The organism is Acinetobacter sp. IK31 (assembly GCF_035615195.1).
In the GTDB taxonomy this organism is placed as follows: Bacteria; Pseudomonadota; Gammaproteobacteria; order Pseudomonadales; family Moraxellaceae; genus Acinetobacter; species Acinetobacter calcoaceticus_C.
In genome coordinates, this window is record NZ_JANBOB010000030.1 from 337890 (window position 1) to 354337 (window position 16448).

General features: G+C 38.5%; 16 protein-coding genes. 10 read left to right on the top strand and 6 right to left on the bottom strand.

Annotation, left to right across the window (positions count from 1 at the left end; genetic code table 11):
* The first annotated feature begins 3 nt into the window (after positions 1–3).
* From tolA to pal, 3 genes are all read left to right on the top strand, one after another.
* Positions 4–1437 carry a cell envelope integrity protein TolA gene (tolA, locus tag MSG66_RS15075; RefSeq protein ID WP_324654500.1) on the top strand — a complete coding sequence of 478 codons (1434 nt, stop codon included), beginning with the start codon at positions 4–6 and terminating at the stop codon, positions 1435–1437.
* Positions 1438–1530: 93 nt separating this feature from the next.
* Positions 1531–2811: a Tol-Pal system beta propeller repeat protein TolB gene (gene tolB, locus MSG66_RS15080; RefSeq protein ID WP_262472566.1), complete on the top strand. Its 1281-nt coding sequence runs from the start codon at positions 1531–1533 to the stop codon at positions 2809–2811.
* Between the two features lie 27 nt (positions 2812–2838).
* Positions 2839–3399 (top strand): peptidoglycan-associated lipoprotein Pal, encoded by a 561-nt coding sequence (pal, locus tag MSG66_RS15085; protein ID WP_009393712.1) that lies wholly within the window; start codon positions 2839–2841, stop codon positions 3397–3399.
* Positions 3400–3453: 54 nt separating this feature from the next.
* Here the strand turns inward: pal and MSG66_RS15090 are convergent, their stop codons facing one another.
* On the bottom strand, positions 3454–3639 hold the full coding sequence (locus tag MSG66_RS15090) for an NF038105 family protein (RefSeq protein ID WP_009393678.1): 186 nt from the start codon (positions 3637–3639) through the stop codon (positions 3454–3456).
* A 185-nt stretch (positions 3640–3824) separates the two neighbouring features.
* Between MSG66_RS15090 and MSG66_RS15095 the strand changes: the two genes are divergently transcribed.
* The 5 genes from MSG66_RS15095 (at position 3825) to MSG66_RS15115 (ending at position 7095) form a co-directional block, all read left to right on the top strand.
* The gene (locus tag MSG66_RS15095; protein ID WP_262472565.1) at positions 3825–4796 is read left to right on the top strand and encodes a class 1 fructose-bisphosphatase; all 972 of its coding nucleotides are present in this window, start codon (positions 3825–3827) and stop codon (positions 4794–4796) included.
* Positions 4797–4855: 59 nt separating this feature from the next.
* Positions 4856–5632, top strand: a complete 777-nt coding sequence (locus MSG66_RS15100; protein ID WP_075431506.1) for a TrmH family RNA methyltransferase — start codon at positions 4856–4858, stop codon at positions 5630–5632.
* A 159-nt stretch (positions 5633–5791) separates the two neighbouring features.
* On the top strand, positions 5792–6406 hold the full coding sequence (locus tag MSG66_RS15105) for an RNA polymerase sigma factor (RefSeq protein WP_262472784.1): 615 nt from the start codon (positions 5792–5794) through the stop codon (positions 6404–6406).
* Positions 6396–6716, top strand: coding sequence for a hypothetical protein (locus MSG66_RS15110; protein ID WP_004643705.1), 321 nt, complete (start codon positions 6396–6398; stop codon positions 6714–6716). Before MSG66_RS15105 ends, MSG66_RS15110 begins: the two co-directional genes overlap by 11 nt.
* Positions 6706–7095, top strand: a complete 390-nt coding sequence (locus MSG66_RS15115; RefSeq protein ID WP_133972211.1) for a DUF3106 domain-containing protein — start codon at positions 6706–6708, stop codon at positions 7093–7095. The genes MSG66_RS15110 and MSG66_RS15115 overlap by 11 nt, the downstream gene beginning before the upstream one ends.
* Before the next feature lie 91 nt (positions 7096–7186).
* Here MSG66_RS15115 and MSG66_RS15120 read toward each other — a convergent pair whose 3' ends face one another.
* The 4 genes from MSG66_RS15120 to cxpE all read right to left on the bottom strand — a co-directional run bounded on the left by MSG66_RS15120 (position 7187) and on the right by cxpE (position 13736).
* The gene (locus MSG66_RS15120) at positions 7187–9616 is read right to left on the bottom strand and encodes a CSLREA domain-containing protein (RefSeq protein ID WP_324654501.1); all 2430 of its coding nucleotides are present in this window, start codon (positions 9614–9616) and stop codon (positions 7187–7189) included.
* Between the two features lie 17 nt (positions 9617–9633).
* Positions 9634–11493, bottom strand: coding sequence for a rhombotarget A (gene rbtA / locus MSG66_RS15125; protein ID WP_324654502.1), 1860 nt, complete (start codon positions 11491–11493; stop codon positions 9634–9636).
* Between the two features lie 330 nt (positions 11494–11823).
* Positions 11824–12522 (bottom strand): DnaA regulatory inactivator Hda, encoded by a 699-nt coding sequence (gene hda / locus MSG66_RS15130; protein WP_042898540.1) that lies wholly within the window; start codon positions 12520–12522, stop codon positions 11824–11826.
* A 20-nt stretch (positions 12523–12542) separates the two neighbouring features.
* Complete coding sequence (gene cxpE / locus MSG66_RS15135) at positions 12543–13736, bottom strand: chloramphenicol efflux transporter CxpE (protein WP_324654503.1); 1194 nt, start codon at positions 13734–13736, stop codon at positions 12543–12545.
* Positions 13737–13871: 135 nt separating this feature from the next.
* On the opposite strand from cxpE, the gene purM reads away from it, so the two are divergent.
* Together purM and purN are read left to right on the top strand one after the other, a co-directional pair.
* Entirely contained in the window at positions 13872–14942 is a 1071-nt protein-coding gene (gene purM, locus MSG66_RS15140) for a phosphoribosylformylglycinamidine cyclo-ligase (RefSeq protein ID WP_133972203.1), read from the top strand.
* Positions 14939–15568 carry a phosphoribosylglycinamide formyltransferase gene (purN, locus tag MSG66_RS15145; RefSeq protein ID WP_324654504.1) on the top strand — a complete coding sequence of 210 codons (630 nt, stop codon included), beginning with the start codon at positions 14939–14941 and terminating at the stop codon, positions 15566–15568. Before purM ends, purN begins: the two co-directional genes overlap by 4 nt.
* A gap of 66 nt (positions 15569–15634) precedes the next feature.
* On the opposite strand, the gene MSG66_RS15150 is transcribed toward purN, so the two are convergent.
* Positions 15635–16444: an alpha/beta hydrolase gene (locus MSG66_RS15150; protein WP_324654505.1), complete on the bottom strand. Its 810-nt coding sequence runs from the start codon at positions 16442–16444 to the stop codon at positions 15635–15637.
* Positions 16445–16448 lie beyond the last annotated feature (4 nt).

Sequence of the window (16448 nt, forward strand, 5' to 3'; positions counted from 1 at the left end):
GCTATGAATAAAAATCAAAAGCCGCACTTTAAACAAAATGCGATTGCACTGAGCTTTACAATTGGAGTTCATGCAATTGCCATTGTTGGCTTGCTTTTTTTAGGCTTGAGTAAACCACCTGAACAGCCAAAAAAGCTAACAACTATTTTAGTTAAGCCAGAAGATTTACCCCCTCCTTTAGCAAAAGCAGTTGAACAAGAGACAACTGCTACAAATGAAGCAAAAGAGGTGTTAACCCCTATTGTAGATGAGACTCTCCCTCAAAATCTTCCGGCCGCACCTCCTCCGCCAACTGCTCAGCAACTTACTGCTCAAAAGCAAAAAGCTGAACAGGCACAACAAGCAAAATTAGCGGAACAAAAACGTAAAGCTGATGAAGCAGCTAAAGCTAAACAAGCTGCTGAACAGCGTAAAGCTGATGAAGCTCAAGCACAAAAACAACGTGCTGATGCTGAAGCAAAACGCCAAGCCGAATCTAAAGCGAGATCTGAAGCCGAACAAAAACGTAAAGTCGAGCAAAATGCAAAAGCTGATGAAGCGACCAAAGCTAAACAAGCAGCTGAACAACGTAAAGCTGCTGAAGAGGCTAAGCGAAAAGCAGAGACAGAGGCAAAGCTGAAACGTGAGGCTCAGAAGGCCGAAAACGCTAAACTACAAGCGCAGCAAGATGCTAAACACAAAGCTGAAGCTAAGGCAAAAGCCAATGACGACGCTAAGCGTAAAGCTGAGACAGATGCTAAAGCTAAGCAACAAAAAGCTAATGAAGACGCCAAACGTAAAGCTGACGCCGATGCAAAAGCCAAGCAACAAAAATTAAATGAAGATGCCAAACGCAAAGCTGAAGCCGACTCAAAAGCTAAACAACAAAAAGCAAATGAAGATGCTAAACGCAAAGCTGACGCCGATGCAAAAGCTAAGCATGAACGAAGTGAAGCTCGTAAAGCTGCTGACGACGCTAAACGTAAAGCTGAAGCCGACTCAAAAGCTAAACAGCAAAAAGCCAATGACGACGCTAAACGCAAAGCCGAAGCAGATGCAAAAGCCAAACAACAAAAAGCTGCTGACGATGCTAAACGCAAAGCTGAAGCAGAGGCTGAAGCAAAAGCTGCATCTGCTCAAAAAGCACAAGAAGAGGCAGCTCAAAAGAAAGCTGAGGCTAAAAAAGTTGCTTCTTCAGCTAGACGTGATTTTGAGCAAAAAATTCGACGCTCTTGGGATGTTCCAACAGGCAGTAGTGGTAAAACAGTTGGTGTTCGTTTTACCCTCTCAGATTCGGGAAGTGTCAATTCAATTGTAATCACGCGTTCAAGCGGAGATGATGCTTTAGATGCAAGTATTAAAGCTGCAATTCAAGCCGCAGCGCCATATCCTATGCCATCGGATCCAGATGCAAGACGTGAAGCAAGAAGCGTGACCTCTACATTTAGAGCGCAATAATTTTGAAAGAGTTACATGCTTTAAATAGTTTAAGGCATGTAACTATGCTACAAAATCAACAGTCACAAAAATACCAGCTATGACTTTAAACTTATGAATACGAGCCGCAAACACCTGCTATCTTTAGCATTGATCACCGCACTAAGCCCTCTTGCTTCTACAACTGCTTTTGCCCAGTTATATCTGGAAATTGCTAAAGCACCAGATCAGGCACCCAAAATTGCAATTGTCCCGTTTAGTAATGACAATGGGCTCTCTCCTATTGTCGAAACTGACTTAAACCGTTCTGGGCGCTTTACAAGCTCATCTAAAAATTTACCTGCTAATGCTGCAATCAATCAGATTCAAGCTTCTGACTGGCAAGCTGCCGGAATTCCATATGTAGTTACTGGACAAATTAAACAAACAGCTACAGGTTTTGAAGTTCATTACCAACTTTATGATGTACAAAAGCAGCAATACATTTTAAATGAACTTTTAAATGTACCTGCTTCACGTATACGTCAAGCTGGCCACATGGTAAGTGATGCTATTTATCAGGCTCTTACAGGCATTCCTGGTGATTTTAGTGGCCGTATTGCATATGTGCTTAGAAATCCGGCTACTCCTGCAGAACGTTATACATTACAAATTGCAGATACGGATGGAGAACAACCAAAAACTGTTTTGTCATCTCGTGACCCAATTCTTTCTCCGGCCTGGACACCAGATGCCAAGAAAATTGCTTATGTTTCTTTTGAAACCAAACGTCCAGCCATTTATTTACAAGATTTATCTACTGGAACGCGTGAAGTACTCACAAGCTTTAAAGGCCTAAATGGCGCACCGAGTTTTTCACCTGATGGCCAATCAATGCTATTTACAGCATCGATGAATGGCAATCCTGAAATCTATCAAATGGATTTATCAACTCGCCAAGTCAAACGTATGACAAACGACTCGGCCATTGATACGGAAGCACGTTATACACCAGATGGAAAATCTTTTATTTTTACTTCTGACCGTGGTGGTTCTGCCCAAATCTATCGTTATACCTTTGCTGATGGCTCAGTAAAACGTCTAACGTTTAAAGGTTCATTTAATGCACGTGGAACTTTGAGTGCAGATGGCAAAAAGATTGCTCTTGTTCATCGTCCAAGTGGCAGCAGTTATAAAGTTGCAATTCAGGACATTAATACTGGCATCACCAATATTCTTACTCCAACCAGTTTAGATGAGTCACCAAGTTTCTCACCAAATGGGCAAATGGTGGTTTACGCAACTCGTGAAGGAAGCCGTGGCTTGTTATCTATCATGTCTACTGATGGACGTTTCCGTATGAATTTACCAAGCGAACAAGGTGAAGTACGTGAACCAGCTTGGGCACCAAAATAACTTTTAATTCCATTGATGGAGATGATCATGAAATCAATCAAATATTTAGCTTTACCCTTTCTTAGCGTAGCACTTGTGATGACAGGTTGTGCGAGCCGTAAACCAGCAGCGACGACTACAACTGGTACAAATCCAAGTACGGTAAACACTTCTGGTTTAAGTGAAGATGCGGCATTAAATGCTCAAAATTTGGCTGGTGCTTCATCGAAAGGTGTGACTGAGGCAAATAAAGCTGCTTTGGCTAAACGTGTTGTTCATTTTGATTATGACAGCAGTGACTTATCTACTGAAGACTATCAAACTCTGCAAGCTCACGCACAATTCCTTATGGCAAATGCAAATTCAAAAGTTGCATTAACTGGCCATACAGATGAACGTGGTACACGTGAGTACAATATGGCTTTAGGCGAGCGTCGTGCTAAAGCTGTACAAAGCTACTTAATTACCAATGGTGTAAACCCACAGCAACTTGAAGCTGTAAGTTATGGTAAAGAAGCTCCTGTTAATGCAGGACATGATGAATCTGCGTGGAAAGAAAATCGCCGCGTTGAAATTAATTACGAAGCAGTGCCTCCTTTATTAAAATAAGGCATATGCATAAAAAAACGCTCATATATGAGCGTTTTTTTATAACAACAAAACTTAAGAAGATTTCTTTTCTTCTTCCGTATGTTGCATAGATTCAATCAAATCATGCTTATTAAAATCTTTATATTCAGGTTTTGCCTCATAATCTTTCCAAGCTTCCTGAACATTCTCTTTCGAAATTTCATCTAGATTGATTGGTTCACCTGCTGTGGGGGTCGCATCAAACTTCTTTGTTGTCATTTCGATTCTCCTAAAAATATACAGTCCGTTGTCATATAATCAACATACCATTTAAAATGGAGGTTGTAAGCATAAATCCAACACAAATAAAGTAAGATAATTTTTATTTTGTGACATTCTCATCTAGAATATGCCACGTATTTATCTGACTCATTTTGATGCTTGAAGCACAGGAGCTATTTTATATGTCCAACCTCACATTGTCCCAATTTTTACAACAACAAAAAGGGAATCTAACACCTGAGTTGGCTCAAGTCATCGACACTATTGCCACCACCTGTAAAACTATCGATCAAGCCTTACAAAAGGGCGCGCTCGCTGGTATTTTGGGTAGTGCTGGTAATGAAAATGTTCAAGGTGAAACACAGAAAAAACTTGATGTGATTTCTAATGACTACTTAATTGATGCTTTAAAAGTTCATCCACAAGTGAGTGGTCTTGCTTCTGAAGAGCTTGATGAGTTCACACCTGCACAAGAAAATGGTAAATATCTGGTTTTATTTGATCCGTTAGACGGCTCAAGTAACATCGATATCAATATGTGTGTAGGCACAATTTTCTCTATCCTGCCTGCAAAAAATGCCGTAACTCAAGCAGACGATTTCATGCAAGCGGGTACTCAGCAAGTTGCTGCTGGTTATGTACTTTATGGCCCATCAACCATGATGGCCTTAACTGTAGGAAATGGCGTAGTATTCTTTACTTTAGACCCAGAAACTCAAACCTTCTTGCTTACTACTGATAATGTTCAAGTTTCAGCAGACACTCAAGAGTTTGCAATTAATACGTCTAACCAGCGCCATTGGGAAGAACCTGTAAAACAATATATTGATGAATTACTTGCAGGTAAAACATCTGTTCGTGAAAAAGATTTCAACATGCGCTGGGTAGCATGTATGGTGGGTGATATTCACCGTATTTTATGCCGCGGTGGTATTTTCCTTTATCCATACGACTTAAAAGATCCGAAAAAAGCGGGTCGCTTACGTTTAATGTATGAGGCAAATCCAATGAGTATGCTCATTGAACAAGCAGGTGGTACATCAACTACTGGCCGTGTTCGCATTTTAGACATTGAACCAACGGAGCTTCACCAACGTGTTCCTGTAATTATTGGCTCTAAAAATGAAGTTGAACGCGTAACAAGCTATCATTAATAATTTTAATTATTTAGGGCATCATAGTATGATGGTGCCCTTTTGTTGGATATTTTCTCATGGCGGTTATTTTTTTAGAATCAAAAGACAATGCAAAAATTAAACATTTGCGTGGATTAATCGAACTTAATAGCGCTCGAAAAAAGCACCAACAAACAGTCCTTGAAGGTACCCATCTCTGTTTAACGTGGTTACAACAGCAAAAGAAGATTTTTTCTTTATTTACGACAGAACAAGCACTAGAACACACTGATTTAAAAAAAATAATTGAGCTACATCAAGGTCATATCTTTGTTATTAGCGAAGTCTTATATAGAGATTTGAGTACATTAGGTACGAGCTTACCTTGTTTAGCTATTATTGATTTGCCTAAAACTGCATCAACAATTGATTACAAAGTGGACACTTTGATTCTGGAGAATATACAAGATCCAGGTAACGTAGGCACATTGCTACGTTCAGCAGCAGCAGCAAATATTAAGCAAATCATTTGCACACAAGGCTCTGCATCACTTTGGTCTCCACGAGTTTTAAGAGCAGGTATGGGAGCTCATTTTAGCTTACATTGTTTTGAAAACTTCCAACTTACAGATATTCTTCCAAAATTTAGAATCCCAGTTTTTGTTACAAGCTCTCATCACTCAACAAGCCTTTACTCACAAGATCTTTCTCAGCCCTGTGTCTGGATTTTAGGAAATGAAGGCCAAGGTGCAAGTGATTACGCCTTAGAGCATGCGCAATCAGTGACTATTCCACAGCCAGGTGGACAAGAGTCATTAAACGTAGCAATTGCAGGGTCTATTTGTTTTTTTGAGATGGTTCGTCAACGCCAATAAAACGTTAATTTATTTTACATCTCACATATTTGTGAAAAAAATCAATTACACTAGTAAAAAATAGCCGATTGTTGTCAACCTCCCACCTCTTTTCAACGTTATATAAGAGATATATTGAAGATAAGGTGGGTATGTCCAATGACAGGATTTTCCATCTCCATGGATTTAGCACCGAAAAAGTCTCGATCGGAAACATCTAGTGCTCATGCAAGCACGGCTGAGCAACGCCTGAAAGTTTTCATGCAAGATGTAACTGGTCGTGCTTTGGTGATGATGGAGAGTGCTACCCAAGGTCAACAAGGTATTGCAATGGATTTGGTTCAAGAAGCATTTATTTCTTTACACAAATCTTATGCCGATAAAAGTACTGAAGAATGGTATCCCCTGTTTTATACGATTTTAAACAACAAACTTCAGGATTGGCGTCGCAAAGAATCTCGTAGAGCAAACCCATTTTCATTCTTCAAAAAAGTTAGTCTCGACAATGATGACGACGAAATTATTGATGTAGTTGATGAAAAAGCCATCAATCCTGCGGATTTTCTTGATCAAGCAGTGACTATCGAAGAAATTCGAGAAGCGATTTCAAAGCTACCAGTTCGTCAACAACAGGCATTTATGTTACGTGCGTGGGAAGGTTTTGACACACACACAACAGCTCAGATCATGAACTGTACCGAAGGTAGTGTAAAAACCCATTATCACCGAGCAATTCAGGGACTTAGAGAGTATTTGGCCCATTTAAATCCCTTGGGAGGTTATGATGAATCATGATGATTTCACTAAAAAGGTGACGTCTAAACTTGATAGTTTGGCACATCACCATAAAAATAAAACAGTGGTCATGAATCATGTGCTTGACCATATTCAACAAAAACCAGCCTCTTTTTATAGTGTCTGGAAAATGTCTGGTTTTGCACTTGCAGCAGCGATCACAGGTTTTGTAATTTTACCTAATTCAGCAGATATTGTTGATAAGCCACAAAATCAAGTGATTGTAAATCCTAAATTATCCCCACAAATGGTGGAAGATTTAGAAATGCTAATGGTCTTGGGTGAGGATAAAGTACAACATGGCAGCTAAAAAATTAGCGCTTATCCTTTGTTCATTAAGTTTCTTGCAAACCAGTTTTGCAGGTTTTGAACGATTTTGGATTTTTTCTAAAGATGCCAATACACAAGTTGATGACACATGGAATGCTCTTTCTGAAGAAGAACAACGTGCAGTTATTAAACGTTACCAGAGCTTAAAAGAGTTACCAGCGAATCAAAGTACAAACCTACAGCAACGTATGGACTGGTTTACTCAGCTTCCCGATGCTGAAAAAGAAAAAATGCGTGAAGCATGGCAAAAAATGAGTACGCAAGAGCGTAATGATTTGCGCCAGCGGATGCTTAAAGCAAATGGTGAAGAAAAAACAGCTATTCGGGAAGAATATATGAATAAGTATTTAGAACATTAAATAACTCTGCAAAATTCCTATGTAGTGAATTTAGTGTCTTACATAAATTTTATAAAAAAGCCTCCAATTGGAGGCTTTTGTTTTATATATTTTATTTACGGTAGCGTCTATAGGCCGCTAAACCCAGTAAAGATGCTATAGATAAAATTCCTAAGCTACCGCCACCGCCGCCACTTCGAGAATCGTCCGTGGTAGTTGCAGTACTTACTAGATTAATTGTGCCAGCTTTAGATGAGATTTTACCATCTGCATCATAAACGTTATAGCTCAATGAATCGTTGAAAACATTAAAGACGTTATTTGCCTGAATATAAATATTCCCACCATAACAAGTTTTATCTTTATCATCTTCCGGACAAGGTCCTTCTCGATCTGCTTTAACAACCTTAAAAATTCCATCTTTTGAAGTTTTGCTTGGTAAATAGATTGGTAACTCTACGCCTTTTTCATTCACCCAAAATTGTGTTTTAGGTTTTGAAATTGTGCTTACTGGCCCATCTCCATCATCATCCGCATATTTAAGAAGATTCAATGGAATAGTTTCATTTGCAAGATACTTAAAGGTAAGTGTTCCATCTCCAGAAACAGGTTCAATATTATTAAAACGTGCTTTTATCAAACCGCTCGAGCTTGATTTACTATCGGCTGTTGTAATCGTATATTTACAATAAGCATAGCTACCGGCTTGAGTAACTACATCATCCTTGCGATAAAAAACAATTTGCTGTAAAGCGCTATTCCACTCACAAAATACCTTGTCCTCATCAGTCAAAGCATCGATTTGGCTTTGATCAAATGTGTCATCAAGTGATCCAATACCCAATGCCTCTGTTGTAATACGATAGTCAGTTGTATTGAAGAACTTCAACACATGATTAGCATCTTCGGCCGGTAAAGGTAAATCATAGTTCTTTAAATCAAGATAAATCGCACGATATTTAAGATTGGCTTTGGTTGTATCAATCAGGTTTTTAAACTCAGCTAAACGTACTTTATAATAAGTAATAAAATTAGAGGGTGTTTTAGGATCTTTAATATATTTATCAAATAAATCAAAATTTTGTTGATAAGTATCCATTAAGGTCGTTAATGAAATATTGCTGACGTCCTTTAAGTCGCCTGAAGTTAATTTCATTAACTCAACAGCCCCAATATCACAACTATTACGGTTCTCTGACTGATAATAAGAGGCTCCATCTGCTAAACGGTTTAAACCACGCTGGTCAGTTGTAGCACAGCCTCCTTTTCCATCTTTATCAGTATCAATTAAATCTTTGTCAGAAGAAATATCTCTTGGATAATAAATAGGTAAAAAACCTGTAGAAGCCGTTGCATCCTGTAGGCTCAATAGAGTATTAAATGATTGTGTACTGATATTAATATTCGTATGACCATCAGGCAGAGATTCTTTTGGTACATCACATTTTGCTATCGTAGACGTCCAATCAAGGGCATTGAAGCTCAGTGTTAAACCTACACTCTTCTGCTCTGCTGCCGCGCCTAACAAATATTTACAAGCATAACTTCCAGTGTTATAAGCCAGTACGTTAAAACTAAGTTTTTTTGTGCCCAGTTTGTCGTAGAGGAAAGTACTGTTCGCATTGTTTTCAACAATTGTATTATTTAAAAGTACTAGACTACTGCTTGAACTTAAAATACTTGATGTATTGGCTGGATTATTGGTATCGCCAGTAAACTTAATAACACTGCCGTTAGTACTATTCGCTATATTTTTCGCAATAGTATTAATCGACAATGTCGCAGTAGGTTTACCGCAAAACTCAAATGTACTTGTTGAAGCTGTATTACCATTATTTACAATACTATTTGATGTAAGGGTAATGGTACGTGGCGCATAGACGGTGTCACTAAAACACCCCATTGATAACACACTGCCTTGTGTTGCGCTATTACCTTTCAGTAATGAATGATTTACTGACAAAGTAATATTAGGTGAAGCTAAATAAATTGCTCCACCACTTGTTGCTCGTGATAATAAAATCTGGCTATTTTGTAAAGCAATATCAGCACCGGCATAAATCGCCCCACCCTGACCAGTTGTAACTCCATTTGTAAGAATGACATTATTTAAGCTTAGGGGTTGCTTATAGGAAGTTGTATTAAAAATACGTGATTTACCTTGGGCATCAATATACGTTTGTAATTCAAGCTGTGCGGGATAATCATTAGTTAAAACACTTTTCTTCTGCCAATCTACGGGGTCAGCACCAAAAATAGCAATATTGGCATTAGGAACTAGCTCCTTGCTTAAATTATAGATTCCTGCTTTAAGCTGAATAGATTTCTGTGTAGTCTCACGTGTATCAATAACTGTACAACCACCATAAGACTTACGCAATTCAGCAGTCTTTATCGCTTCACGCAATGAACAGGCATTGGTATTATCACCATCTTCATCGACAAAAGTTGTAACATCAATTCTTCCATTTGTAGTATCTGCAAATAATGGCATTGCAGCAATTACAGCTAATGCTAAAAAAGCTTTTTTATAATTTTTCATAGCCTTATCATCCTTGATTATGACTTTAAACGTCGCAAAGCAATTAAGCCAAATAAACCTAAAATTAAGCCACCACTGACACTCCCCCCGCCACCCGTGCTTACAGTTTTATCTTCAATACCTGATGGTGGATCTTGTACGATTTGAACTGGAACCGTTAGATAAACATCTGCTGCATTATTAAAACGTGTTGTAGTTGTGACGATTAAAAGGTTAAATACATCGGCTCCATGCCAGTTATCATTTGGAAAATAAGTTAAGTTTCCTTGTGTATCAATCGACAAAGTTCCCTTAGATGACGTGCTTGTCTGAATCACTTTCATACAACCTGATTGCCATGCTTTACCATCTGTTCTTTTTCCAAACATTTTTTCGCATGTTTGTGGAGAAACTAATTCACCATCACCCACAACGTCAGCAATATTAAACTTGGCAATTTCTCCATATTTAATATCTTGACCATGCGTATTAATATCATCTCGGTTAATTGTTAATTCAATTGAGCCTAAATCGCATAGCTCATCATAAGCACTTCTATTTTTTCCACGTTGATCTTGTTTTTCACAACTTGCTAAACCGACTGAAGTTCCATCACTATATAAACGGCCTTTGTTAATTAATAATGATTGTGAAAAGCTCGTATATTTATCGAGAATTCTGGGTTTAAAGAAACCTAAGAAACTATTACTTGGTGTTGAATAAGGACAAAGCAATCCATCTGCAGGTGGTACATCACATGTTCCTTCATCTGCATTCCCTGCTATTAGTTTTTCATTGGCTGGATAAATAATATTAGGAAGTGTTGCTGAAGCATTACGGTTACATTCCGTAGTCACCAAATTGCTCTGTACAATCGTCTTATCTGTTGCAGATGTCTGACAGTTGGTTGTATTGCCCACTAGAATACTATTAGAAACGGAAGCTTTTCCTTGTGGAGCATCAAAAAATAGCCCACCCGTGTTTTTAATCATTGTAATGTTATTGATCACCATTCCATCTCGGACATTGGCAATAAAACTACCTTTATTATGAAAAATCGTACTATTACTTAAACCGATAGCACGAGAGGTTAAATAGCCGCCGGTACTTTCATCTGCAAATTTAGTTTGTGCGTGGAACAATGCGCCATCTGCAGCAGTCACTTCATTATCACGCACGACAGAGCGACCAATATAGTAAAGTGGCATGTCACTATATAAAACGCCGCCCTGACTCGCTTTATTATTCTGCATCAGGCTATTAGTAATCATTACCGAGCCTGCTGTTTTTGTAGTATTAGATAAAATTCCCGCGTTATAAATTGCCCCGCCACGAGTAGCATACCCATCTATTAAACGTGAATTTTGAATGACCAATTGTTCATGGTTATAAATTAATCCACCATCACCATCAGGTACTGCACTTTTTGATCCGGCACCTTTTAAATTGACATCAATAAATGAAACTGTAAAAGAGGCTTTTTCAACACTACCATCATCTACACGGAATAGTTGGTCCGTACCTATCATTTTAATAGTAGCATTATGAGAATTAGGCGCTCCTTCCTCAACCAGAGTAGAATCATTTTTTGCTGTACTAGTAGCTAAAGGAACAGTAATTGTTATACTTTTATTCAAAGTATATTCTTTATCACGCTGCAAAATAATATTTGAAGAAGCCTCTTTATTTCCGCATCCATGATAACCAGTTGCATATTTTTCAACATCAGCAGCATTGGAAGATGCTCGATAATTAAGAAATTGTACAGCCTCACGCAATGTACAGAGCGTATCATCTTTATCTTCATCAATTAAGCTTGTGACTTGAATATCGGCAGAATAAGCGTGTCCAGCGACAGCCAATAAAGCAAAAGCAATGCTCCGTTTGAGCATACCCATCTCCTTACATCTTTTTTTCATTTTTCTTTGTCAAAATTGCAAAATTTCCGCTTTTGCAACCGCATCCTTTGTGCGTACTTTGTCACAGGAACTAGAATTTCTCAAGACATTTTGGTCGGTCTGTAGAGTCATTTTAAAGCTACATTACAAAAAGCCTGTTAGATTTAAAAAACTTTTTTAAATGCAAAAAATTAACTATTTTAAAATCAACAGAAGGCTTGAAGTATAGAAAGATAACTACTTCATAATTCGTTTTTATATTTTGATTCAGAAAAATTAAATGGCTAATGCAAAGTTCAGACAAAGCCATAAGCTCAAATGAAAGAATATCTATTGTTGATATTCATCAATCAAAGCGTAAATTTGTCTTAAAGTTGCATTCGAAAGTTTTGTTTTTTCACCTTTAAGTAATTTTTCTAATTGGGCAACTGACTGTAATAAAAGAGAAGGTTGATGAGGACCATGTAACAATAAATAGTCAACAATTTGCTGATCAAAATGGATACCACGTCTAGACATTACAGAGGTAACCAAGGCGTAGCGGTCCGCATATAAACTTCCACTCGGCACTTTAACGCTGACAGCTTGGGTAAGTCGTGACTGTAAGTCTGGTAATTCCAACTTTAATTCGATAGGCGCTACACGCGAAGAAAATACCAACTGCCCTTCGTGATTATTCATTAAATGAAAGACAGCTTTTTGCCAATGCGGCACACCACTAATTGATTCAATATCATCCAAAGCCACAAGGTCATAATGCTCTAACGAAGTAATTGCTTCGATAGGAGCATCAAGAAGTTCAAGCAAAGAAACTTTAATTGCAGATTTGCCTATTTCTAAATAAGAGTCACAAATTGCGGAAAGTAAGTGACTCTTACCTGTCCCTGCACCACCGTAGATATAAAACCTACTGACCAGACCAGCATGTAGTTGACGCACAGCATCGACTACATTCCCCCAACTTGGTCCCGAAAAATCACTGATTCGGGCATCAAGTTGAGGTTCTATATCCAGTTGGAGTTGACGCATATATTGAATTAACCTTGAAATTATTTCTGGTCAGATGGTTTCAGTTTATCTGTATCTTGCTGTGTTTTAACCTCAAGATCAAGCTTAGTGCTTTCGGTTTCTACATGAATTTGCTTAATGTCACCTTGTTGTATGACTAACGTAGACGGTGGAGCATAAAATGAGCTTCGTTCATAGTTATCTCTTAAGTGTTTCAATAGCACCACAATCACAGCAGCAACAGGCAATGCAATTAACATTCCCAAGAAACCTGCAAGTTGTGCACCTGCCAATACGGCAAAGACAACTGCTACAGGAGATAGACCAATTTTATCGCCCAATAAGAATGGCTGTAGAATATAGCCTTCTATCGCTTGGCCAATCATAAAAACTACGCCAACAAGTAATAAGTGCATCCAGTCCAATCCGAACTGGAACAAACTTGCAATTACGGCGGCAATAATACCTACTGCAAATCCTAAATAAGGAATAATACTGGCAAGGCCAGCCACCATACCAATAATAAGACCAACTTCCAAACCAATGAGCTGCAAACCAACTGCATATACTATGCCTAGCAATAGCATGACGAGAAACTGACCTTTAACAAATGCCCCTAAAACGCTATGGCATTCGCCAACGATCTGTAAAGTATTTGCTTCATATCGACGTGGAATGAGACGACGTAAGTTTTGTAGCATACGGTCCCAGTCTAGTAAAAAATAAAAAGCAATAATTGGAATTAAGACAACTGTTCCACCAATTTGAATAAAATTCAAACCAGACTGAGCCAATTTTAATAACACTGATTGAATACTATCGGCACTATAATTGGTTTGAACATATTCCATCACAGCTTTAGACATCTGCTCTGTGTCAATTTCCATTTGCTGAACATTAAATGTCGAAGAAACCCATGGTAATAGTTCTGCATTAATCCAATGTATACCAGCTGGAATGCTATCTCGGGCGTAAACTAATTGTTTCCAGATAAGGGGAACCAAATACCACAATGCAATGGTTAGTGTTACACCGATTCCTATAAACACTACGCTAATTGCTAACCAGCGAGGCAATTTGATTTTTACCAGAACATCAACAAGTGGACTGAATAAATAAGCCAGGAAAAAAGCGCCGATAAAAGGAATGACTACAGGCTTGAGTAAGTACAATACCCATACCAGCAATACAATACCTGCGAGTAAAAAAATACGGCGCAGTATACGATCTTGCATAAAATCTAGCCTTTTTTGATTTAATCGTTATAAATGAAAAAATATTTTTATTAAAGATAGCATTTTCGAGCATAAATAACATAAGAGTTTCGTATATTCAGGTTATAATCTGCCGCCAATGCGGAGACTTCATTTATGAGCAACTCAACTTCTACCCCAAATACCGGTTTAAGCTATAAAGATGCGGGTGTCGACATTGAAGCGGGCGACGCACTGGTCGATCGTATCAAGTCAGTCGCTAAACGTACAAGTCGTCCTGAAGTAATGGGCGGTCTTGGTGGCTTTGGTGCACTATGCAAAATTCCTAAAGGTTATGAAGAGCCTGTTTTAGTTTCTGGAACCGATGGTGTAGGAACTAAATTACGTTTGGCACTTAATCTTAATCGTCATGACACAATTGGCCAAGATCTTGTGGCTATGTGTGTAAATGATCTTTTGGTTTGTGGTGCAGAACCATTATTCTTCCTTGATTATTATGCAACTGGTCACTTAAATGTTGACGTTGCTGCAAATGTTGTTACTGGTATTGGTAAAGGTTGTGAGCTTGCAGGTTGTGCACTTGTAGGTGGTGAAACCGCAGAAATGCCAGGCATGTATGAAGGCGAAGATTACGATCTTGCTGGTTTTGCTGTTGGTGTTGTTGAGCAAAGTAAAATTATTGATGGCTCTAAAGTAAAGTCTGGTGATGTGCTTATTGGTGTTGCATCAAGTGGTGCTCACTCAAATGGTTATTCATTATTACGTAAAATTTTAGACGTTAAAAACGTTGATTTAACTCAAATAATTGATGGTCGCTCTCTTGCTGATGTTGCGATGGAACCAACACGTATTTATGTAAAACCAGTTCTTGAGCTATGCAAACAAGTTGATGTACATGCTATGGCACACATCACTGGTGGCGGCTTACCAGGTAACTTACCTCGTGTATTACCAAATGGTGCACAAGCAGTCATTGATGAAGCTTCTTGGGAATGGTCTGAGTTATTCCAACTTCTACAACGCGAAGGCAATGTAGAACGCTTTGAAATGTACCGTACGTTTAACTGTGGCGTAGGTATGGTCATTGCTGTTGATGCCAATGATGCAGAAAAAGCAATTGAAGTGCTTAATGCTCAAGGTGAAAAAGCTTGGAAAATTGGACACATCCAAGAAAATGCTGAATCAGTGGAAGGTGCAGACGAAAAAATTCGTGTGATCTTTGCATGATAAAAATTGCTGTTCTAGTCTCTGGGAACGGCAGTAATTTACAAGCCTTGATAGATGCAAATCTATCAGGGCAAATTGTAGGTGTACTGTCTAATAAAGCAGATGCTTATGCCCTAGAGCGTGCTCAAAAAGCTAATATTGCTACCGCTATTATCTCCCATAAAGACTTTCCAACTCGTGAAGTGTTTGATGAAGCAATGCATCAACAACTCTTGGCTTGGCAAGTGGATGTGGTTATTTTAGCCGGCTTCATGCGCATTTTAACTCCCACCTTTGTCAACAAATGGCAAGGGAAAATGCTGAACATACATCCCTCACTTCTTCCAGCTTACAAAGGCGTGAACACTCATCAACGTGTTTTAAACACAGGTGATCGTTTACATGGTTGTACCGTACACTTTGTCACTGCTGAACTAGATTCTGGTCAATCAATTGCTCAATCCGCTATTTCAGTTAAAGAACATGATACTGCTGGTTCATTAGCAAATCGAGTACATACCCTTGAACACTTTATCTACCCACAAGTAGCAGAGTGGTTATGTAACGGTCAACTTACATGGAAAAATGGTCAAGCTTATTTCCGTGATCAAGTTCTTGAACACCCTATTCGTTTTGCAAATTGGTAAAATTTTTACTTAAAAGCAAAAATAAAAAAGGACATGCTGACATGTCCTTTTTTATAAGTTTAAAAATTAACTTTGCTGTTGATGAATCAATTTCTTTATAGAGTTCACAGTATCAATAGGATGTTCTAGAGGGAACATATGCCCTCCTTTAACGACAGTAAACGGAATTCTCATTTTTCGCTTTGCCATTTGAGGAAAGCCTCTTTTTAAGAAAGTACTATCTTTCCCCACGACCAAATGCACAGGCATCTTAGGTTTTGGCATTGGTAGCCACCACCAAGAAGGATTTTTACGGAAAATTGCAACTTCATCTTCACGAGAAATAGTTAAAGTGACACCACCACGGATTGAGTCTTCTTTTAAAGCATAGTCAATGTAAGCTTGAAAACAATCTTCATCAAAATCTTTATAGAAACCTTTAGGACGCAATAATTCGGCAGCCTGCTCTCTAGAGTCCCAATGTTCACGACGACGTGCAGATAAGCCCGCTGGTGTCATTGCATCAACCAATTTAGGACGAAATAATTTTGCCATATGAAAAGCAAATGAATATCGCCCTAAAATAAGAGGTGGGTCTAACATAATCACTTGAGAAAACAGTTCAGGACGCTGAAAAGATGCCATCAACGTTAAAACTGAACCAAGAGAATGTCCAAGTCCAATGACTTTACGTCCTTTCGCCTGCCGCACAATACTATCAATCACCTGATCAACCAAAGAAGGCCAATGGTTAGTCACAGGATAGCGTTTATCTGGACCAATCAGGGGAACATAAATAATGTCATATTCCTCTTTCAACTGGTCAAACAGTTTTTGATACACTTTTGAGGGTACGCCATTCGCATGAGCAAAGTGTATAACTGGTTTCATTGACATACCG